Raw genomic sequence first — 21,800 nt, forward strand, 5'->3', positions numbered from 1 at the left:
GCAAGTTGTACTTTATGGACAGAAACTATATACGGTTTATTTTTTCTCTTATCTGGGTTGCCAGTTGCTGCTTTTTTTCAATATGGTCAAAGATGTCACGCACTGCAGGATGCTTTTCAAAGGCCCCTCTGACCTGTTCAAAGTCGGTATGGCGCACATCATCTTCCCCGTCCATTCCAAAGCCGGTTTGAGCCTTTAATGTAAATTCCTTTCGGGCATCTGTCAGCATCATTTCATCAAGCGAAACAACAGCCTTTTCCCATTTATTGATGAAATCCAGCAATTCATCTTTGCTTATGGTTTTTAGGTCAACCCCCATCTCTTCTCTGAAAACCTTGACACTCCAGTTCCATACCCAACTGTAATAATTCTGGTGCCATTTTTTATAGATGGTCTGTAAATCATCGAATTTATTAAGGATTCCCGATTCGATTTTTTCAATAAGCAAAATTACTTCTTTTTTGGGCACCACAAGGCCGGCCATGTCCACCCAGGCTCCGGATCCTTCCCCGGTATCGGATTTCAGTATATCCTGTATCTCTTTGATGTTTGAGAAGTTGCCTTTCTCCAGCTTTTTGAGTAATCCGTTGCCCAAAAACTTCAGAATTCCTATGTTGTACATATCAATGCCGCGATCCAGTGCTTTGTCTTCGATTTTCACACTGTTGTACATAAAGTATTCGGAGGTAATCCCTGAAGTCTTCTTAAGAGTTTGAAGCGTGTGTTTGCCCTTAATCATTTTTTCTACTGAATAAGGACTGAGCAAATTAAAGGTGATAAAATCAAGTTGACAGGAATCTTTACGTTTGTCTCGTCCCGGCCATTTTCGTGCATCCCTCATGGTTCCAACGCTTCGAAGGTTTACTCCCGGTGCCAGATAACTTTCATCATGATTTTCTATCAGATAAGAGAACGGGAAGTTCGAGGTATCCGGATTTCTGTAATGTCGTCCCATCACCAGTGAAAACGGACCAATCTTTGCCGGCCATAACATGTATGAATCGCTGGTTGTTTTACTGCCTCTTTCAACAATCCCCTGATGTACCGGTCCCAGCTTGTACATATGGTTGCTTTGGTTAGATCCGCTTCCGGCATTAAGAAAGGAGTAATAGCCGGCAATCAGCAAGGTTGATTTGTGGTGGGAAACGGTGTAAGGCCCGGCAAAAATGGAGCAGGCTTCCCCATGGAATCCCTGGCAGTTGGCAAAGAATACCGAGTTTTCTGCCGAATAATGTTTTCCCAGACTACAGCCTTGTCCGATGAAACACTTGGAAATAAGGGTGGCGTCCGTAACTTCGGCCCCGCTGGCAGAGATAAAATCTTCAGCAATGACTCCCGGGCCAAAATAGGAGGGGTGCTCCATTGAACTGTTGATGGTCCCGTTTACCAGCCGGTAAATTCCTTCAACGGTTGCTCCCGGACCAACATTCACATTCAGAATGGTACGCGAGTTTATGATTCTGGCATTTTCTGCAACAGTTCCTTTCTCCGATTCAATTTTTTGGCAGTACTGCTTCACCATCCCGGTGAGCTTTTCAATCAGGGCGGGTCTGTGGCGATAAAAGGCCATCAGATAGGCTGTGTGAGCAGACAATTCATTGAATATGGGAACTTCGCGACCTCCGGCTTCATTCAGGACGGCTACTTTTTCTCCGTTTCCGAAAGTGGATCGGCCTTCCGTGGTAAGTGCATCCACATTTTCGATTACCACATCATTTCCAATGGTGTAGTTGGCAATCTGGTTTCTCACCTGACTGATGTAAACATTATCGCCAATATCTGTGTTGTGAATGGTCGCATAGGAGATGCCTGCATGTTTTACCACACCTCCGGGAAAGCTGAACTCCCTGTTGAACATTCCCAGCCGGTTTTTGCCGCTAAAATTGGTGTGTCGAATAAAAGAGGGGTTAAAACCATCCTTGACCAGGATGTCGGACCAGTTTGCACAGTAACAACCCTGCGCTTCGAGTTTAGTGATTTCTGTTGGTTGCAGGTTTCTGTATTCTGCCATAGTGTGGTGTTTAGTCAGGATATGTAGCTGATTAAAGAATGCTGTCAGAGGTCTGATAAAACAGAAATTTTCATTTCGGCCTTACCTTTTGTCCTCTTAGCATCAACTTTTTTGTTTGTTTTTCTAAATGCGAATTTATGAAGAAAATGTCATAAATGCATAAAAAAAGCCTGAACCAAATCTGGCCCAGGCTTTTGTTTGTCATATTTTCATCTACAAAGTACCGCTAATCATAAAGGTGGCAGCAAATGCCAGAATTGCATACAATTCCGGGAACACAGCCAACACCAAAGTACTTCCGAATACATCGTGTCCTGAACCGATACCTGCAATCCCATTGGCACAAACCTGTCCCTGACGAATTCCGGACAACAAGCCTACCAGTCCCATGGCAATACCAGCGCCTAAAACAGCTGCACCCTGAACGGCAGTGATGTCGGGACCTAATACACCGGTTCCGGAAATAACAAAATATCCGGCAAATCCATAAAGTCCCTGTGTCCCTGGCAAGGCACTTAACACAAGATAGTTTCCGAATGCATCACTGTTTTTTTTCATTGCGCCCAAAGCGGCATTTCCACCATAAGATACACCGTACGCACTACCGGCTCCTGCCAGCGCAATCATAATACCAATGCCTATATAGGCCAACACAATTGGAGTCATATTATTCTAATTTAAAGGTTATTACTTTTTGTCTTAATTACTGTACTTTTGAAAAAGGCTTGTACTCTTTTCCTCCTCCGATAAATCCTGCGTTTTTGTAAAACTCAACGAATGTCAGACGCAACGGGTGTACAAATGATCCCAGTCCCGACATAAAGATGTTTATTCCATGCCCAATCAGCAGAATAATCAGGGTAACCAAAATTCCTACTACCGGTACATCAGGTGCCATATCAAAGGCCAGCTGATTAAATACCTGACCGAGGATGGCACTTGCAAGGCCTAACGCAAACAGACGGATGTAGGACAATAAATCTCCCACGACCCCGGTAACCATGTTGTAAGTATCCCAAAGCCCTGCTCCGATATTTACTAAAATGTTGCGCTTGGGGTGGTTAAACACCAAAATGCCCATGGCTGATAAAACCACAAACCCAAGGTGCAGAGATCCGAGAAATAATTCTTCTCCCGGATGTTGTTGGTCGAGGTAATAAAACACTCCTGACGACACGATGAGTGTAAACCAACCCCAGGTTGCCAGCGAGTAGCCTATTCCGTGCTGGATGATTTGATTAATCCCTTTTAGAATCATGCCGAAGAGAATCTGAACAGCACCGAAAATTAGTGCCAGATTGAACAACTGATCGTTGTCCAGGAACATGCTTTTGGCATCTGCTAAAAATGCCGGAGGGTTTTCAATCAGATTCATCCCAAAGAAGGTGCCGGTAATGGCACCAAACAAGACTGTGGCCAATCCCAGAAACTGTACAAGCGACAGAATGGGCCGCATCTTTTTATCGGCTTTTGGTTTGTAGAGGGTTGCTGCCAAAACCAGCAATAATCCGTATCCCGCATCGCCCAGACAGAAACCAAAAAACATCATGAAAAAGGGAGCAAAAAATGGTGTCATGTCCATCTCCACATAAGCGGGAAGGGAAAACAACTTACTCACCGGCTCAAATAATCGTGCAAAACGATTGTTTTTGAGCATGATGGGCGGTTTTTCATGGTTTCTTGCAGCCTCTTTTATGTAGTAGACTTCCTGTTGGTCCACCTGCTCTTCAAGGTCCCGGGTTTTTACCTCCGGTACCCAGGCTTCCACCAGCCTTATTTTGCCTTCTACTTCGTCAACGGTCTGAAATCTTACATTTAACTCGGCAACCTGATCTTCCAGTGTGCTCTGATATCGGGCAATGAGATTCAGACCTCCTGTCGCAATTCCGTCCAGTTCCTCTTCCAGGGCATCAATTTCCTCTTGTGTGGAGGAAATCTCTTTATTTACCCCTTCTAATGTGGCTTCCGGAAGTGTGATCTCGTCAACATCAGTCATCTCTTCCGGAAGTTCCTGATGCGCTTCATCCGTCACCCAAACGAAAAAACTGTATCCACCTTCTTCCGAAATCAGCTCCACAGGATATTTCTCCATCCATGATGCATCAAATTTTGTCTCTGCACAAATCAGATGGTGAATATTGATTCCTGCGTCAGAGAGTTTTCGGATGTTATCCTGCGAAAAATCTCCCCATGGTTCCAGTTGCTTTTCCTCCTTTTGGAGCGAGGAGAGGTGTTGCCGGGTTTGTTCCAGTTTGCTTTCAATCTCCCGGATGCGCTCGTTGAGTTGCTCTCCCGATGTTTCAGTGATTTCTCCTGATGCCTCTGAGTCTGCATTTTTTTGGCGGACTTCCAGGTTTTTGATGGTTTTTGATAAATCACTTATTTTGCGGTACAGATCCTGCATCTCGGTGGTGGGTTCTTCCTGATGTTCTACGATGTGAGCGACTCCCAGTTCTTTGAGTTGCTCCAGAAACTTATCGTAGTCAGCATGAAAGACCAGAAACGAATATTTGAACATTGGTACTATCATGACGCCACCTCCATATTTTCTTGTCTTGTTTTAACAATTTTCTGCGCGGCTTTCGACAGGTTTTCCTCATCTTCCAGGAATCGTTTGATTTTCCGAATGGCATCCTGAAAGCCGGGAATCTGAACCTTCTCGTAGAGGTTAACCTTCTGAGTGGTTTTTTTCCGGGCAAAATCAAGCAAATTCATTTTGCGCTCAAAAACCTCACTTTCAAGGGCTATTTCAATGAGTTTCTTCAGTATCGCTATCCCGTCTGGGTACCAGCTTGGCCGCTCAAACATATTGTAATCACGTACTTCAAAATTCACCTTGTTCAGAATTGGAGTTTGAACACCGGCAATTTTTTTGGAAGTAAGTTCTACGTCGCTGATGGAAACCAATGAGGGGTCAAATTCTCCCCACAGACGCATCATGTCATCGTAAAGACTGAGTTCTTTTTTCAGTTCTTTTTCCAGTTCTGTCGCTTTGTCCTTGGCTTTTTTTACCTCCACCCGCAGAGCCGACTCTTTGTTTTTAAGGGTGGGCAATGCACGCTCACGGACTTTCAGCTGCTTGGCAAGTAACTGTTGTGATGTTTTGTTATATTGAAATTTTATGGCCACGTTACTCCTTTTTTAGGGAATTGTCGCTCGTTTGTAGTTTGTTGGGTTTTCAATCTTCTTTCTTCCTACTCTTAACTACATTTTTGCGACAAATTCACCGGTTCGCTTACTCTTTCCAATACTTGTCAACCATCTCTTTCTTGAGGCCAACTTCAGCTTTTGAGAAATGCTTGCCGAAAAGTTCCCACCCGATGTCGAGCATGGTGTCGGTGTCAACATTTACATCAATCGCCAGCAGTTTCTCGGAATAAGCTTTGGCAAAGTCCAGCGTTCGTTCATCGTAATCTGTCAGGTCGAAACCATTGTCCAGTTTGGTACGAGCATTGGCTGCATCAGCGTAGAGACGCACAGCAGCATTCATCACCTGCGGGTGATCCTCTCGGGTTTGTTCACCTATTACCAGCTGCTTCAGGCGCGACAGAGAGCGGAAAGGATCCACAATTACTTTACCGATGTCGGTGTCCCGACGAAGGAAAAGCTGACCTTCTGTGATGTAACCTGTATTATCAGGGATTGCGTGTGTGATATCACCGCCTGACAGGGTGGTTACTGCTACAATGGTAATGGAACCGCCTGATGGAAATTGTACCGCTTTTTCGTAAATGCGTGCAAGGTCGGAATAAAGTGATCCCGGCATACTGTCTTTCGAGGGAATCTGGTCCATCCGGTTGGATACAATACTCAGTGCATCGGCAAAGAGGGTCATGTCGGTCAGCAAAACCAACACACTTTCGTCTTTGTCCACTGCAAAATATTCGGCCGCCGTCAATGCCATATCTGGCACCAGCAGTCGCTCTACCGGCGGATCTTCGGTGGTGTTCACAAAGCTTACAATCCGGTCGAGTGCTCCTGCATTGTCGAATACCTGCTTAAAAAAGAGGTAATCGTCGTTGGAAAGCCCCATCCCGCCCAGAATGATTTTGTCTGCTTTGGCGCGCAATGCCACATTGGCCATTACCTGGTTGTAAGGCTGGTCACTGTCGGCAAAGAATGGAATCTTTTGACCGGAAACAAGGCTGTTGTTTAGGTCGATGCCTGCAATTCCCGTAGCGATAAGTTGGGAAGGCTGTTCGCGGCGCACCGGGTTAACCGATGGTCCGCCAATTTCACGGATTTCACCCTCGATTTCGGGGCCGCCGTCAATCGGATGGCCATAGGCGTTGAAAAATCTTCCGGACAATTCATCGCTGACTTTTAGCTGTGGCGGGTTCCCAAGAAATGTTACCTCGGCATTGGTAGGGATTCCTTCCGTGCCTGAGAAAACCTGTAAAACCACCTGGTCGCCCACAATTTTTACTACCTGGGCCATCCGTCCATTTACCACAGCCATCTCGTCGTAACCTACATCCTTTGCAGTTAGCGAAACAGTGGCCTTGGTAATATTGGTCAGTTTGGTATATACTTTTTGAAATGCCTGACTGCTCATATTTTTTAATCTGAATTGTTTTTAATTAATACCTTCAGGAAACCTTCTCGTCTCTATTTTTGCAGAAATGCTGTTAATGACTCCTGGCAAAAAAAGCATCAGACTGCCTGTGCTTCCTCTTTGGTTTCAACGGCAAACTCCCTGAGCATTTCTTCCAGCTCTTTTTCGAAGGTTTTGAATTTTTCTGATTCAAACTCAGAATAATTCATCTGCTTCAGTTGGTTGATCAGGCGCTTGAAAAAATCTCCCACCTGTTCAAAGTTCTTAAATTCAAAGGCAGTATCCGCAATGTTGAGCACCTTCTCTAACATATATTTCTGACGTTCCAAAGGTGTGGATGCGTCAATTTTATCAAATGCATCCTGCTGAAGAACCACAAAGTCGATTAATTCAGCTTTCCAGAAGCGTTGGTGGAAATCTATGGGCACTCCGTCATCACCCAGAATATTGATTTGTTCGTCGGCTTCTTTACCACTAAAAAGAATATCCTTTGCTTTAAGGACATTGTCCAGCCAGTGCTCTCCCATATTTTTTTGGAGAGACTTCTGGAGTTCGGGATATTCAAGATATTTGGAATAACTATCAATGGGATCAATAGCTGGGTAGCGCTTACTGTCTGCCCGATCCTGCGACAATCCGTAAAAACAACGGGCTGCTTTGCGGGTGTTTTCTGTAACCGGTTCTTTCAGGTTACCACCGGCAGGAGAAACAGTTCCGATAAAGGTGATGGAGCCGGTTTTGTCATTATTGAGATAGACATATCCTGCTCTTGAATAGAAATTGGAGATAATGGCCGACAGGTCCATTGGGAATGCATCAGGTCCGGGAAGTTCCTCCAGCCTGTTGGACATTTCCCGCAGTGCCTGCGCCCAGCGTGAGGTGGAGTCAGCCATCAGCAATACTTTAAGGCCCATGGCCCTGTAATATTCTCCCAGCGTCATGGCGGTGTAAACCGATGCCTCCCGGGCAGCAACCGGCATGTTAGAGGTATTCGCAATAATGGTGGTTCGCTCTATCAGTTTTCGCCCTGTCCGCGGGTCATCCAGTTCGGGGAATTCCTTGAAAATTTCCACAACCTCGTTTGCCCGTTCTCCGCAGGCGGCAATAATAACGATGTCTGCTTCGGCCTGCTTTGATATGGCATGCTGAAGTACGGTTTTCCCGGTACCAAACGGTCCGGGGATAAATCCGGTGCCTCCTTCGGTAATGGGATTGAGTGTATCTATACAACGAACGCCTGTTTCAAGTAATTTGAAAGGACGTGGTTTTTCTTTGTGGGTCTTAATGGGCACTTTTACAGGCCACTTCTGAACCATGTTCACTGAAACGGAATTGCCATCTTTGTCTTCAATAACGGCAATTTCCTCATCTACTGTGTATTCGCCTTCCCCGACAATCGATTTAATGGTATAGACCCCTTCCAGTTTAAAAGGAACCATGATGCGGTGGGGCATTTGATTTTCTTCTACTTCACCGAGCCAGTCACCTGCTATCACTTCGGCACCTTTTTCGAGCAGGGGTTTGAAACTCCACTTTTGCTCCCTGTTCAGCGGATCTGTATAGTCACCTCTTTTAAGAAACACGCCTTCCATCTTATCCAGATCGTTCTGCAATCCGTCGTAGTTACGGGAGAGCATTCCGGGGCCCAGTGTTACTTCGAGCATGTGTCCCTCAAAATCAACCTTACTGCCGGGTCTTAAGCCCCGGGTACTTTCAAATACCTGCACATATGCCTGATCGCCGGTCACTTTAATGACCTCTGCCATCAATCGCTCTTTCCCGTGGGCTATGAAGCAAATCTCATTTTGTCCCACCGGTCCGTCCACATCCACCACTACCAGGTTGGCAATGATGCCGGATACTGTTCCGGTTGTCTTATCGTTTTTTTCCATAGGTCAATGTATATTCTTCGGGGAATTCAAATCCCGACTTCAATTCGCTAAATAATTTTTCAAACATTTCACGGCCTTTTTCAGGATCCAGATTAATCCATCGCTCAGCAATAAAGAGCTTCTGTAAAAAGGCCAGTACTTTTTCAATGGTAAAATAGTTGAAGAATGTTTCTTCTTCAACAAAATGCCATTTTTGTATGTCCAGTTTTAATTCACGTTCGGTAATATTATCCATTTCAAAAATCTGAAGAAGGTCTTCGATGTGTTCTACCTCTGATTTCAGACCGAAATCTCTGGACCGGCTTTTTTTAAGAGCTTCAGTTACTTCATCGTTTCCAATAAGTGCCTGCTCATATTGTAGTTCGTGTTTTCGTCCGTTAAGTGCGGTAAGTACATTTGCAGTATCTTGTTGGTATTTTGCCAGTTGCCGGACAAAGGTGTTGGAGTTTTGGTACAGATAGGCATAATAATCGGCACTTAGTTGCCGGGCTGCTTCCACTCTGCTTCCCGGAGCTTCCTCTCCGTGCATTGTAATGACAAATTCGTAAAGGTAATCAGGCAGTGCCTCAGTGTCTGCGGATTGTGCCAGCTTTCTGTCTGCCAGTGGTTCCAGTTCTTCTTTGCTGAAATTGCCACGGGAATCCCACTCTTTGCCCTCTTCAAAGAAGAGATTGAGCAGGTTTTCGTGGTCGAAAGGCAGATAGAAAAGCTTTAATAAAGCATAATCTTTGGTGGTTAACTCATCTGCCATCAGCTCTCTGAAATCGACTGAGGAAAAGGACAATTTCTTTTCTTCAGGAACCAAATCAGGTAATCCGGCGACAAGATAGTAGTATCCTTTCGACATATTTATTTTTTTTCAAACAATAATTCAGTTGATTTGGGACGCAGATAGGTTTTAAAGAAGTTGTTGAAATCTTCATCGGTAAAACTGATTACATAGCTTCCGTCGGCCGGACCTACCTTAAATCCTGATTTCATATTCTTAGAAAACGAAAGTTGGAGACCTTTGTTTAAATGGTGGGCCAGTTGCTTCCTGAAATGGTCTTCCATTTCTTTGCGCTGACTCTCCGGAAGAATAACTTCGAGATCCATGCTCTCCTTTTTGATCCACCCGTCAATGGTCTTTTCAATCAAATCTCCAAGGTATTTTTTATCGGAAAAAAGTTCTTTGGTTGTGGGTTCCACAGCTTCCATCGTTACCAGGCCTGCAATATCCTGCTTGAGGGCAGCCATGGATTGCTCGAGAGCCATCTTCATTTCCGAATCCACGTGTTTTTTAATTTCTTCAGCTTTCTTTTCGGCATCTTCTATGGTCTGTCCGGCTTTCTTTTGGGCATCCTTTTCTATTGCTGAAGCCTTTTTACGAGCTTCCTCCAGGATGGCTTCTGCTTCCTCTTTGGCTTTCTGGACCCCTTCGTTGTATATCTTTTCGGTAAGGTCCTGAAGTTTTTTTGTCATAGTTTCAATTTTTATAGTGAAGAAACGACTTTTGTTCCAATAGTTTTTGCGTTTTTTAATTCCTCTAAAATAGGTTTTTTACAAATATCATACAAGTCCTGACATGGGGTGTTGTTTTGGTTTTTTTTGCAGGACAAAATAGTAAGTGTTTGTTGGATAAGGGATTGAGCTCAGGGAAGTTTCTGTATATGTAAAAGTAAGCATTTCTGCTGAAATTACTGAGATGTCAAAAATCGATGCTGAAGGGTTTCTTTGGTTTCAATGCAAAAAAAATGCCTTACACCGCGGGTTTGGTGCAAGGCATTTTATGTGATTAAGTGTGTTTGTGTTTTACAAAATCTTAACAAATATTCAGGGATTTAAAGAGTGTCGATGCTGACCTCCTTTATCCTGATTTTTGGATTCGGATTGTCCGAATTGTTTGAGTTTTTCAACAAAACTTTCCAGGGATAGGAAGCAGGATCTGGTGTGGAAAGATAGTAAGGACCTCTTAAATCCTCTTTTTCTACCATCATAAGAAATGATTCCCTATACATTCGGAAGGTATATGTTCCTGTCTCTTCAACAAAATCTCCTCCGGAAAACCCTGATGACCACTCGGTAGTGTCATCGGTGTCGTATGAGTAGCCAGGTTGTACATAACGGTCACCGTCTTTTTTATACAGCCTTAATGCCTGAGCTGCTGGAGAGAAAAAGTTATCATCTTCATATTGTTTTGTGGTATCGGCTTCGAAGATAATGTCAACAGCGCTGATTCCATTGTATTCGTTGTTCTTCTCTGTATCCAGTTTCTCTTTCCAATAACTGAAAAGGTTTACCTGATCTCCGTCTTCATTGACTAACATTATATCGTTAAAGTCGATTTCAACCATACTTCCGGCCATTCCCTGTGCTATCAGGTGTTCGGTTTCCTGATCATTAAAAGTTACGGCTTCCTGATTGTTGTGGGAGAATCTGTTAAGTCTAACACACTCCAGATTAATCGGGAAGGTGTAGGATGTTTGAACAGTGTCCACCACCTCATTGGCATTGTCAACCGTGTCGATAACGTAATATGAATAATACATTTTCATATTTGAGAGCTCATCGGTAAGATTGAATTCGATTAGTGATCCGGCAGTTTCTGTGTCGGACAGTGAAGACTGTATAAATAAGGCACCGAAAGTTTCTCTGAAAGCTTTTCGATCACTCATTATTGAGTCATTGAGGTTGAAAACCTCATTAGCCACCGCGTCATCAAGTTTTAACTGCCAGATGTTAGTGTAGTTGTTTTGTATCCAGGAGGAGTCCGCTAGTCCGTCGTTGGCACTTTTGATAATTGTCGAAATCGGAGTTTCATCGTAAAGACCATCTACCGGCATGTCTGAATAATAGGTTTCGGTCATTGATAAAGGGGCGTTGAACCGATGAACACTTACCTCGTGTTTTGCATCTTTGTTACCCAGCCACCATTCTTTTACATAGGCCAGATTGAGCACAAGTGAATCTACAAAATACTCCCTTGCTTCGGTGGTTTTATTTAAACTGCCAATTCGTTCGCCCAAATTAATTTCGGTAATGAAGGATGCTTCGGTAGGACCTGTGAACGGGTCATTTACGGATCCCAGTATTGCATAGCTGGCATCGCTCGATATTAAATTGCCCGGATCATAATTTTGTCCCATCAAACGCGAAGTGGCATCGGTTCCGGTGAAGATATCCTCCGGGGGTAAAACATCCAGCCCAAGGGTTCCTGATTCTTCTTTACAGGACGAGAAAATAGCAAGTGTTGCCAGAATTAAGGGCATGAATTGCCGGAGACTTCTTTTGTTCAGCATAAAAATCCAGTCTGTTTTGATCGTTTAAAATTATCGAACGCTACAATTGGTCGTAAAACTCATTGTAGGCATCCATGTATTTGTCTTCGGGCTGATATTCAAGGAATGGTTTGCCCGATTCTTTGATGTATTTTTCAATTTCGGGGTTGATCTTTTCCGATCCCTGAATAATGGCATCTGAATTGTCTATTGCCAGCTTTGTGAGGGTTACAAAGTTGGCTGGATCCAGAACTTTTAAATCATCATCCGAAATGCCTTCGAGTTTTGCCTTTTCTTTAATGTTTGGGTTAAGGTCATTGGTGAAATCATCATCAAAAACGGAATAGACGATTTTTGAATCAGCAAAATATGGGTCGTCATTCATGGTCTTTTTGATGTAAAGTGGTGCCAGTGCGGTAAACCAACCCTGACAATGCACAACATCCGGCGCCCATCTAAGCTTCTTGGTGGTTTCCAAAACCCCGCGGGCAAAAAAGATGATGCGCTCATCGTTATCTTCAAATTCCTTGCCATCATCGTCAATGATGGTATTTTTTCTCGAGAAATAATCTTCGTTGTCGATGAAATACACCTGCATACGGGCTGCCTGGATAGAGGCTACCTTGATTATCAGCGGGTGATCGGTGTCATCGATAATCAGATTCATCCCTGAGAGACGTATCACTTCATGGAGTTGATTGCGTCGCTCATTGATGTTGCCAAAACGTGGCATGAAAGTTCTGATTTGTTTTCCTCTTTCCTGAATGCCCTGAGGTAGATTCCTGCAAAGTGCCGACATTGAATTTTCGGGCAGATAAGGGGTTATTTCCTGTGAGATGAATAAGACCTTGTTATTTTCCATTTTTTCAAGGATATATTAAGATAAATATTTTACAAAAGTACAAAAAATATGCTATCCCCCCAAAGTTGTTTGTGTGGTATGAATTGCTTTTGCGCTGGTTTTCAGGGAGGCACGTTTTTGTGAGGGAGGGTTGTTGTCAGCTCTTTACTTTTGTTTGTTTACCGGGAGCGATTGTGGTGGCTGTTTCTTAGGTTCTGATGGTCAGTGAGATTAATGACAGATTGCGGTATTTTAGTCTTAAGCTATGACTTGGTTTTTATCTTTATCTGGTTTATTGACTTCGTCGATCTTCGACTCATGAGCTTTTGTTATGAATAATCCAGGTTTAAACCCTGAAAAGTCCTGTTCATTGGCCACAGGGTGACGTAATCTTAAATTTTAACCCGCCATGTGTATATCAGAAGATCAGATTAAGTTTGAATTTAAAAGTGGTTTGTGTTATGCAGATTGTCGGACGCAGCAACAATTATGTTGATAAATTCTTTGTTCGGAAATAGGTTTTTGAAAACCAAAACTTTACAAAACCATAATCGGTATAAGGGTTTAAGAGATGAAATCCTTTTTGGAAGAATATTTGGGAAACTGTTGGCAATAAAAGAATATTTAAAGAAGATTGCAGGTTAGGTTGGGAATTATTATTTATTTTGTCTCTTTTTTTGAAAACCTGAATTAGTGATGCCCCCGTGCTTTTCATGCAACGTATTACAATGAGAAAACTGCTGCCGGGCTTATATTCTATTGATATGGAACTGATAAAAACTAAACAAGAGCTGAACGAAAAAATAATTCAGTTAAGAAACGAAAATAAAACCATTGGTTTTGTTCCCACCATGGGGGCTTTGCATCAGGGACACCTGTCTTTGGTGGAAGCTGCGGGTAAGCAATGTGATGAAGTGGTGGTAAGCATTTTTGTTAACCCCAGTCAGTTTAATGACCCCGGAGACCTGGAGCGTTATCCCCGTGATTTGGATAAGGATATGAATCTTTTGAAAAATACCGCCTGTGAACTTCTGTTTGCTCCATCTGTTGAAGAAGTATATCCTGAAACGGACGAAAGAGTTTTTGATTTCGGAGCGTTGGATAAAGTAATGGAAGGCGAGCATCGTCCCGGGCATTTTAATGGTGTGGCACAGGTTGTGAGCCGTCTATTTGAAATGGTGAAGCCGGATAAAGCATTTTTTGGGCAGAAGGATTTTCAACAACTGGCCATTGTTCGTGAAATGGAACGTCAGTTAAATTCAGGCATTGAAATTGTTGCATGTCCTATTGTGCGTGAAGCTGACGGACTTGCAATGAGTAGCAGAAATATGCTTTTAACAAAAAAACACAGAAAAAGTGCTCCTTTGATAGCCAAAACTTTAAAGGAATCTTGTAATTTTGTCCCCTTTAAAAATATTGCTGAAATTAAAGCGTTTGTTATCGGCAGTATTAACGGGGATGAAAACCTTGGAGTTGAGTATTTTGATGTTGTGGACGGCAATACATTGCAGCCGGTTGACAGATGGGAAGATAGCTCTTATATTGTAGGGTGTATTGCTGTTTTTGCAGGGAAAATCAGATTGATTGACAATATAATTTATAAGAATCCGGGAAAGTGACACAGAGCTTGTGACAGCTCTTTCAGGAACGGGTTCTGGAAACCTTACCGGATGATTGATTACTTTTGACAAAGGTCAGAAGTTTTCCGGTTTTGTGATTGAGAGAGAAATTGGTATTTTTCTGATTAATGGGCCTGGGTTGTTTTTATTAAAAGAAAAAAAAGAGACTACCTGGCCGTTAAGTAAATTGAATTCAGATGAACGTTGAGGTTGTAAAATCTAAACTGCACAATGTAACGGTTACCGAAGCCAATCTTAATTATGTGGGAAGCATAACCATTGATTCAGAACTGATGGAAGCTGCAAACATTATTGAGAATGAAAAGGTTCAGGTGGTTAACAATAACAACGGGGAACGCCTGGAGACTTATGTCATCAAGGGAGAACCCGGTTCGGGTGTGATTTGCCTGAATGGTGCTGCTGCCAGAAAAGTGGCTGTTGGCGATATTGTTATCATCATCACTTATGCTTCCATGCCGTTGGATGAGGCAAAGGCTTATAAACCGGTGTTTATTTTTCCTGACACAGGTACCAATAAGCTGATTTGACAGAGAAATCTTTTATGTAGAATATGAACCCCGGGAAACCGGGGTTTTTTATTGGCTGAAAATTTTTAAGTTTGTTTCAAAATATGAAGAAAAATGGCCAAAACTAAAACTGTTTTTGTTTGTCAGAATTGTGGTGCCGAATCTCCCAAATGGGTCGGTAAATGCTATGCATGCGGTGAATGGAATACCTATGTGGAAGAGATTTCTATTACAGGTAAAACCAAAGACAAACGCCTCTCTCTCTCCTTGGGAAATGACAAGCAAAAACCGGTGGCGGTGTCGTCGGTTACGGTAAGTGATATTCCTCGCATCGATACGGGCATTGTTGAACTTAACAGGGTTCTGGGAGGGGGGATTGTGCCCGGGTCCCTGGTATTGCTTGGAGGAGAACCCGGCATTGGGAAATCTACCCTGGTGCTGCAGATGGCGATGAAACTTACAAGTCAGAAGATTCTATATGTTTCGGGAGAAGAAAGTCCCCAGCAGATCAAACTTCGTGCCGACAGATTAAGTGACCTGAACGGTGATCACTGTATGTTGGTTGGAGAGACTTCTCTGGAGCAGATTTTGGTTCACATTGAGAATGAAAATCCGGGTTTTGTCGTCATTGATAGTATCCAGACTATGGAACGCGAGGCAATTGAATCGGCTCCGGGAAGTGTATCCCAGATCAGGGAATGTACTGCGGCTATTCTAAAAGTTGCTAAAGAAAAAAATATCCCTGTTTTGTTGATTGGACATATCAATAAGGAGGGGAATCTTGCAGGTCCAAAAGTGCTGGAACACATTGTGGATGTGGTTCTACAGTTTGAAGGCGACCGACAGTATATGTATCGGATTTTACGTTCTGTGAAGAATCGGTTTGGATCGACATCAGAAATTGGGATTTTTGAAATGCAGAGTGACGGCCTCAGGGAGGTGAGTAATCCTTCGGAGATGCTGCTGGCTCAACATGAGGAGGATATGAGCGGGATTGCCATCTCGGCTGCCATGGAAGGAATCCGTCCTTTTATGATTGAGGTACAGGCACTGGCAAGTACTGCCGCTTATGGAACGCCGCAACGTTCTTCTACGGGTTTCGATCTCAGACGGTTGAATATGTTGCTTGCCGTTTTGGAGAAGCGGGCAGGGTTTAAACTCGCAGCAAAGGATGTCTTTTTAAATATTGCCGGGGGCCTCAAGGTGAGCGACCCTGCAATTGATCTTGCGGTGGTTACTTCTGTTTTGTCTTCCAATACAGATCTGACTGTTCCGCGTGGAGTTTGCCTGACGGGAGAGGTTGGCCTGTCAGGAGAAATAAGGCCTGTAACCAGGATCGAGCAACGGGTGAGTGAGGCTGAAAAACTTGGCTTTAAGTCAATTGTGGTGCCCCGGTACAACAGAGGTTTTAATCCGGAAGCTTATGGCATTAAGGTGGTGCAGGCCTCCAAAATAGAGGAGGCCTTCAGGTTTCTTTTTGCTTAGAAAAACTCATCTTCTGATAGAATAGAGTCTCCACCTTCCAGGACCTCTTCATCAGCGGTGATGTTTTCGTCCGAGCATTCCAGGTTGATGTTGAAATTGACCGGCTCCTCGAATCGATCCTCCTGTGTTATGGGTATTTCCTCATCTTCGTAAACCTCCTTCATGTAAAGGGCCCATATAGGTAATGCGGTGTTTGCTCCCTGTCCCATGCCGATGTTGTCGAAGTGAATGTCCCGGTCTTCACCTCCTACCCAAATGCCGGTTACCAGGTTGGGGGTAATCCCCATGAACCAACCGTCGGAGTGATTTTGGGTGGTACCTGTTTTTCCTCCGATCTGGGCATCAAACTGATATCTGAACCGAAGTCTTATTCCGGTTCCCTGGTTAACAACTCCTTCCAGTAAATTGATCATCAGGAAGGCAGTTTCTTCGCTCAGGACTTCTTCTTTACGTGGTGCAAAATTGGCCACCACATTTCCATACCGGTCTTCTATCCGGGTCACCATCAGGGGGTTCACTGTTACGCCTTTATTGGCGTAGGTGCAATATCCCGACACCATTTCATCCAGACCAAATTCGGGGACACCTAAAACAATCGATGGGACCGGATCCATGGGGCTTTGGATACCCAGGTCATGAATAATGTTTACCACTGCCTGAGGGTTGAACTGTTTCAGTATCCAGGCGGTAATATTGTTGTTGGAATTGGCCAGCCCCCATTTAAGTGAAACCATTTCACCTGCACGGCTCGACCCTGAGTTTCTCGGTGTCCAGGTTTGTCCTGTGATAAGGTTGAAAGTTTGCGGGATGTTGGGGGCCATGTCGCAGGGGGTTAGTCCCTCCTGCATAGCCAGGGTATAAACAAATGGTTTAATGGTGGATCCCACCTGACGTTTACCCTGCGACACCATATCGTATTTAAAATGCTGGTAGTTGGGGCCTCCGATGTAGGCTTTAACGTGCCCTGATTGCGGATCCATGGAGAGTAGACTGGCTCGGAGAAATGACTTATAGTAATGTATGGAGTCCAAAGGAGACATAATTGTGTCAATATTTCCCTGCCAGCTGAAAACCTCCATCTCCACGGGTTCTTCAAAGGCTTGTCGGATCGAATCTGTGCTAAAACCTGCATTTTTGAGGTTCCGGTAACGATCCGAGTTTCTCATGGCGCGATCGATGATGCTCTCATACTGCTCCTGTGTAATCTTTCGGGTGAAAGGTGCCCTTGACCGGCCTTCTTTTTCTTTAAAAAACAGAGGTTGAATTTCTTCTCCAATATGCTGTTTTACGGCATTTTCGGCATAAGTCTGAAGGCGGCTGTCGATGGTTGTGTAGATTTTAAGTCCGTCGCTGTAGATGTTGTATTTGGTTCCGTCAGCTTTCAGGTTTTTATTGGTCCATCCAAAAAGAGGATCTTCCAACCAGGCAATACTGTCTTCTATAAATTGTTGTTCCTGCCATGAGGCATAGTTTTCCCGCTCCGGCTTCTCAGCAGATAGCTTTAATCTCAGATGTTCCCTGAAATAAGGAGCCAGGCCATGAATGTGATCATCACGCTGAAAACGGATGTTTAATGGCAATGTTTTGAGACTGTCAAACTCTTCGGGACTGATGTGATTGGCTTTTTGCATTTGCGAAAGCACAATGTTTCTTCTGTTTTGCGTGATGTCAGGTCTCCTCAACGGATTATAGAGTGAGGGGTTTTGAAGCATCCCAATAAGGGTTGCTGCTTCTTCCACACGAATGGAGTCCATGGGCTTGCTGAAAAAAGTATGTGCGGCGGATTCAATACCGTAGGCTCCATATATGAACGGGGCTTTGTTGAGGTACATGGTCAGGATTTCCTGCTTGGTATAACTTCGTTCGAGTTTTACTGCTATAACCCATTCTTTGAGTTTCTGAAGACTTCTTTGCCAAAGATTTCTGGCAGGATCATGAAACAGAAGTTTGGCCAGCTGTTGTGTAATGGTACTACCTCCCCCGGAACTTTTCTCTCCCATTAGAATCGTTCGAAAAAGCACCCTTGCCAGTCCGCGGGAGTCTATTCCTGAATGTTTATAAAATCGGATGTCCTCAGTTGAAATCAATGCATTTATGACATTGGTATTCAGCTCGTTGTAGTCTATATTGGTTCTGTTTTCATGAAAGAATTTTCCCAACACTTCCTGATCTGCCGAATAGAGAATAGTAGCCAGGTTGCTTTTGGGGTTTTCCAGTTCTTCAAAACTGGGCATAAAACCCAACGCGCCTTTGGAGATCATGAAAAAAAGTAAAACAACAACAACTACGGCTCCAATGAAAAGACCGTATAACCAGCGTAATATTTTTTTTAAGCGACCTTGTTCCATCTGTTGTTTTATTTATTGCTGAAGTAATTAGTTCAATTTCTGAATACTTACAAAACCTGTTCCGTTTTGCATTGGGTGTAAAAGTACGAAAAAAGACGGAATCAGAATATTTTAGCCAACGACGATCCTGTGTCTTTTTGTGATGAAACGAACATGATATTTTTTAAGCATAAATATCATAAAAGAAAATTTTTAAAAAATTACTGTTGTTCGGAGAAATTTGGTTTTACCTCTTTAGATTGCCTCGGTTTCCTCGCAATGAACACGTTTTTACTGGATCAATATTCGGATGATGGGGGTGGTTTTTGGCTAAACCGAAAACCAACCCCATCCTCCACCAAACCTCCCTTAGGTGCTTGTCATTTCGAATGTAGTGAAGCGATCTGAAATCTTTTACCGGACACCAAAAAATTAATATACTATTTTTATAAATCTACTACTGGTGTTGTGATCCTTAATTTTATGAACCATAGTTTATGGTGATATTTCCCTTTTTTTAAGGTGAGCTTAACAGCCATAGTGAACTACGGCTAAAAGGCTAAACGCAGAAGTAATAAAATAGGGCAAAAATTAGTTGTGGGAATTTCGTTTCTTTATACCGGAGGTGAAACGGAATAATTAAACCTTGAAAAAATATTTGTATGTGTGTAAATGCATTGTGGGACAGAGAATTGAGTTGTTTTGTGTTGTGAAGCAGCAGGTAGTCGCTTGATTGCTGTTAACAATATTTTATAAATTTGGCCCCAAGTTTTATTATAATGCGTCGCATTAGAACCAAATAATCGAAGATGGCGAAAAAAGAGAAGACAACAGAAGAGAATCTGGTTATTGTAGAGTCGCCTGCAAAGGCCAAGACGATAGAAAAATTTTTAGGAAAGGGTTTCATGGTGAAATCCAGTTTTGGTCACATACGTGATTTGGCAAAGAAAGATTTTGGTATTGATCTAAAACATAATTATCAACCTCAGTACATCGTTTCCGAAGATAAAAAGGAAGTGGTTCGTGAATTAAAGTCGCTGGCTAAAGGAGCTGAAACAGTCTGGCTTGCTTCCGATGAAGACCGCGAGGGAGAGGCAATCGCATGGCACCTTAGTGAAGTGCTGGAATTGTCTCAGAAAAAAACGCGAAGAATTGTTTTTCATGAAATCACAAAAGATGCAATTCTTTCGGCCATTGAATCTCCCAGAGCTATCGATGATAACCTGGTTAATGCACAACAGGCCCGCAGGGTTCTGGACAGGCTGGTGGGTTTTGAGCTTTCACCGGTCCTGTGGAAAAAAGTGAAACCATCCTTGTCCGCAGGCAGAGTTCAGTCGGTTGCGGTCAGACTTTTGGTTGAACGTGAAAGAGAAATATTCGATTTCAAAGCGGAATCAGCATTCCGTGTGTCCGCCATTTTCACCATCGATGAAAATGGAAAGAAGAGTGATTTTAAGGCTGAACTGAATCATCGGTTTAAGACACTGGAAGAGGCAAAAGCTTTTTTGAATAGTTGTGCAGGAGCTGATTTCAAGGTGAATTCTGTTGTAAAAAAGCCGTCAACAAAGACTCCCGCTGCCCCGTTTACTACCTCTACATTGCAACAGGAGGCTGCCCGAAAGCTCGGATTTAGCGTGGGACAAACCATGTCAGTGGCTCAAAAACTTTATGAGGCAGGTAAGATTACTTATATGAGAACAGATTCGGTGAATCTTGCCAAATCGGCTGTTAGTGCCGTTGCATCTGCCATAACTTCCGAATTCGGAGATAAGTATGTGAAGGTTCGGCAATACCGCACAAAATCGAAAGGAGCACAGGAGGCACACGAAGCCATCAGGCCAACTTATCCTGACAATCCATCGGTTAGCGGACCTGCTCAGGAACAAAAACTATATGATTTAATTTATAAACGCACAATGGCTTCTCAGATGAGTGATGCTCTTATCGAGAAGACTACGGTTAATATAAACGTTGGTGCTGAGAAACACCAGTTTATCGCCACCGGAGAGGTTGTGAAGTTTGATGGTTTTCTGAAGGTGTATATTGAATCGTCTGATCAGGAAGACGACGAAGAGTCTGCCACATTCCTGCCGGCCATGAAAGAGAACGATGAGCTATCCTTGAAAAAACTGGAGTCGCGTCAAAGGTTCTCTCAGAAACCACCAAGGTATTCCGAAGCAAGTTTGGTACGTAAGCTGGAAGAACTTGGAATTGGACGTCCTTCCACCTATGCACCAACCATCAGTACCATACAGCAAAGGGGGTATGTGGTGAAGGAAGATCGTCCAGGTACGCCACGCGCTTACCAATTTCTTTGGCTTGAAGCTGGAGCGGTGAAGCATGAGGAAAGATCGGAGATGGCCAATGCAGAAAGAAATAAGCTTTTTCCCACCGATATTGCAATGGTGGTTAACGACTTTCTTGTCAGCTATTTCCCGAATGTCGTTAGCTATGATTTCACAGCCAGAGTGGAGCAGGAGTTTGATGAAATTGCCTTGGGAAATCTTGGGTGGCAGAAGGCCATCGATGAGTTTTACAAACCTTTTCATCAGCAGGTGGAAGAAACACTGGAAAAATCCGATCGGACAACCGGAGAGCGAGTGTTAGGGACTGACCCTAAATCAGGTAAACCCATCAGTGTTCGCATTGGCCGGTTTGGACCTATGGCCCAGTTGGGAAGTTCCGATGATGAGGAGAAACCACGATATGCACCCCTTACGCGTGAGCAGCATCTTGAAACAATAACATTGGAGGAGGCACTTAAGTTATTTGATCTCCCACGCGACCTGGGAATATATGAAGATAAGAAAGTAGTAGTTGGTGTTGGCCGTTTTGGTCCGTATGTCCGACACGACGGAAAATTTGCCTCTTTGAAGAAGGGGGTGGATGATCCGATGACCATTGATTTGGAACGTGCCATCGAACTTATTGAAGAGAAAAGGGAACGAGACAATAAAAAGCATATTAAATCGTTTGAAGAAGATAAGGACGTGCAGGTGCTTAACGGTAGATGGGGACCTTATATCAGTTACAAAAAGAAAAACTATAAGATCCCTAAGGACACTGAGGCTGCCGCTTTGAGTTATGATGATTGTCTGAAACTCATTGCAGAGGGAGATAAAACCAAAAAAACGAAGAAAGGGAAAGGCACAAAAACTCCCGGCACAAAGAAAGCAACCAAAAGCGCTGCGGCCGGGAAGAAGAAGAGTCCTTCAGCTTCGAAAGCGACAAAAAAAACTAAGTAGAATAGTCGCTAAGTCCATTAGGATGAATAATAAATAAAAAA

The 21,800-nt window shown here is 43.5% G+C and carries 15 protein-coding genes; 4 read left to right on the forward strand and 11 right to left on the reverse strand.

Going from position 1 to position 21,800, the window contains the following annotated elements:
* Positions 1–25: 25 nt before the first annotated feature.
* From W7W_RS0118500 to W7W_RS0118550, 10 genes are all read right to left on the reverse strand, one after another.
* The gene (locus W7W_RS0118500) at positions 26–2,011 is read right to left on the reverse strand and encodes a DUF4954 family protein (protein WP_010665146.1); all 1,986 of its coding nucleotides are present in this window, start codon (positions 2,009–2,011) and stop codon (positions 26–28) included.
* A 213-nt stretch (positions 2,012–2,224) separates the two neighbouring features.
* The gene (locus W7W_RS0118505) at positions 2,225–2,677 is read right to left on the reverse strand and encodes a V-type ATP synthase subunit K (RefSeq protein WP_010665147.1); all 453 of its coding nucleotides are present in this window, start codon (positions 2,675–2,677) and stop codon (positions 2,225–2,227) included.
* 37 nt (positions 2,678–2,714) lie between these two features.
* Positions 2,715–4,541 (reverse strand): V-type ATP synthase subunit I, encoded by a 1,827-nt coding sequence (locus W7W_RS0118510; protein WP_010665148.1) that lies wholly within the window; start codon positions 4,539–4,541, stop codon positions 2,715–2,717.
* A complete protein-coding gene (locus W7W_RS0118515) occupies positions 4,538–5,140 on the reverse strand; it encodes a V-type ATP synthase subunit D (RefSeq protein WP_010665149.1) in 603 nt (200 codons plus the stop codon). Before W7W_RS0118515 ends, W7W_RS0118510 begins: the two co-directional genes overlap by 4 nt.
* A 106-nt stretch (positions 5,141–5,246) precedes the next feature.
* The gene (locus W7W_RS0118520) at positions 5,247–6,566 is read right to left on the reverse strand and encodes a V-type ATP synthase subunit B (RefSeq protein ID WP_010665150.1); all 1,320 of its coding nucleotides are present in this window, start codon (positions 6,564–6,566) and stop codon (positions 5,247–5,249) included.
* Positions 6,567–6,664: 98 nt separating this feature from the next.
* On the reverse strand, positions 6,665–8,458 hold the full coding sequence (locus W7W_RS0118525) for a V-type ATP synthase subunit A (RefSeq protein ID WP_010665151.1): 1,794 nt from the start codon (positions 8,456–8,458) through the stop codon (positions 6,665–6,667).
* A complete protein-coding gene (locus tag W7W_RS0118530; RefSeq protein ID WP_010665152.1) occupies positions 8,442–9,305 on the reverse strand; it encodes a DUF2764 family protein in 864 nt (287 codons plus the stop codon). Before W7W_RS0118530 ends, W7W_RS0118525 begins: the two co-directional genes overlap by 17 nt.
* 2 nt (positions 9,306–9,307) lie before the next feature.
* A complete protein-coding gene (locus W7W_RS0118535) occupies positions 9,308–9,919 on the reverse strand; it encodes an ATP synthase subunit E (protein WP_010665153.1) in 612 nt (203 codons plus the stop codon).
* Between the two features lie 359 nt (positions 9,920–10,278).
* Positions 10,279–11,736 (reverse strand): DUF4270 family protein, encoded by a 1,458-nt coding sequence (locus W7W_RS0118545; RefSeq protein WP_010665154.1) that lies wholly within the window; start codon positions 11,734–11,736, stop codon positions 10,279–10,281.
* A gap of 40 nt (positions 11,737–11,776) precedes the next feature.
* The gene (locus W7W_RS0118550) at positions 11,777–12,577 is read right to left on the reverse strand and encodes a glycogen/starch synthase (RefSeq protein WP_010665155.1); all 801 of its coding nucleotides are present in this window, start codon (positions 12,575–12,577) and stop codon (positions 11,777–11,779) included.
* Between the two features lie 707 nt (positions 12,578–13,284).
* Here W7W_RS0118550 and panC point away from each other — a divergent pair.
* The 3 genes from panC to radA all read left to right on the forward strand — a co-directional run bounded on the left by panC (position 13,285) and on the right by radA (position 16,187).
* Positions 13,285–14,175, forward strand: a complete 891-nt coding sequence (panC, locus tag W7W_RS0118560) for a pantoate--beta-alanine ligase (RefSeq protein ID WP_234408878.1) — start codon at positions 13,285–13,287, stop codon at positions 14,173–14,175.
* Between the two features lie 197 nt (positions 14,176–14,372).
* Entirely contained in the window at positions 14,373–14,723 is a 351-nt protein-coding gene (gene panD / locus W7W_RS0118570) for an aspartate 1-decarboxylase (RefSeq protein WP_010665157.1), read from the forward strand.
* 93 nt (positions 14,724–14,816) lie between these two features.
* On the forward strand, positions 14,817–16,187 hold the full coding sequence (gene radA, locus W7W_RS0118575) for a DNA repair protein RadA (RefSeq protein ID WP_010665158.1): 1,371 nt from the start codon (positions 14,817–14,819) through the stop codon (positions 16,185–16,187).
* On the opposite strand, the gene W7W_RS0118580 is transcribed toward radA, so the two are convergent.
* Entirely contained in the window at positions 16,184–18,535 is a 2,352-nt protein-coding gene (locus W7W_RS0118580) for a transglycosylase domain-containing protein (RefSeq protein WP_010665159.1), read from the reverse strand. The two genes, radA and W7W_RS0118580, sit on opposite strands and share 4 nt — an antisense overlap.
* A 788-nt stretch (positions 18,536–19,323) precedes the next feature.
* Between W7W_RS0118580 and topA the strand changes: the two genes are divergently transcribed.
* Entirely contained in the window at positions 19,324–21,759 is a 2,436-nt protein-coding gene (gene topA, locus W7W_RS0118585; RefSeq protein ID WP_010665160.1) for a type I DNA topoisomerase, read from the forward strand.
* The last annotated feature ends 41 nt before the right edge of the window (positions 21,760–21,800 follow it).

The organism is Marinilabilia salmonicolor JCM 21150 (genome assembly GCF_000259075.1).
GTDB classification, from domain to species: Bacteria; Bacteroidota; Bacteroidia; order Bacteroidales; family Marinilabiliaceae; genus Marinilabilia; species Marinilabilia salmonicolor.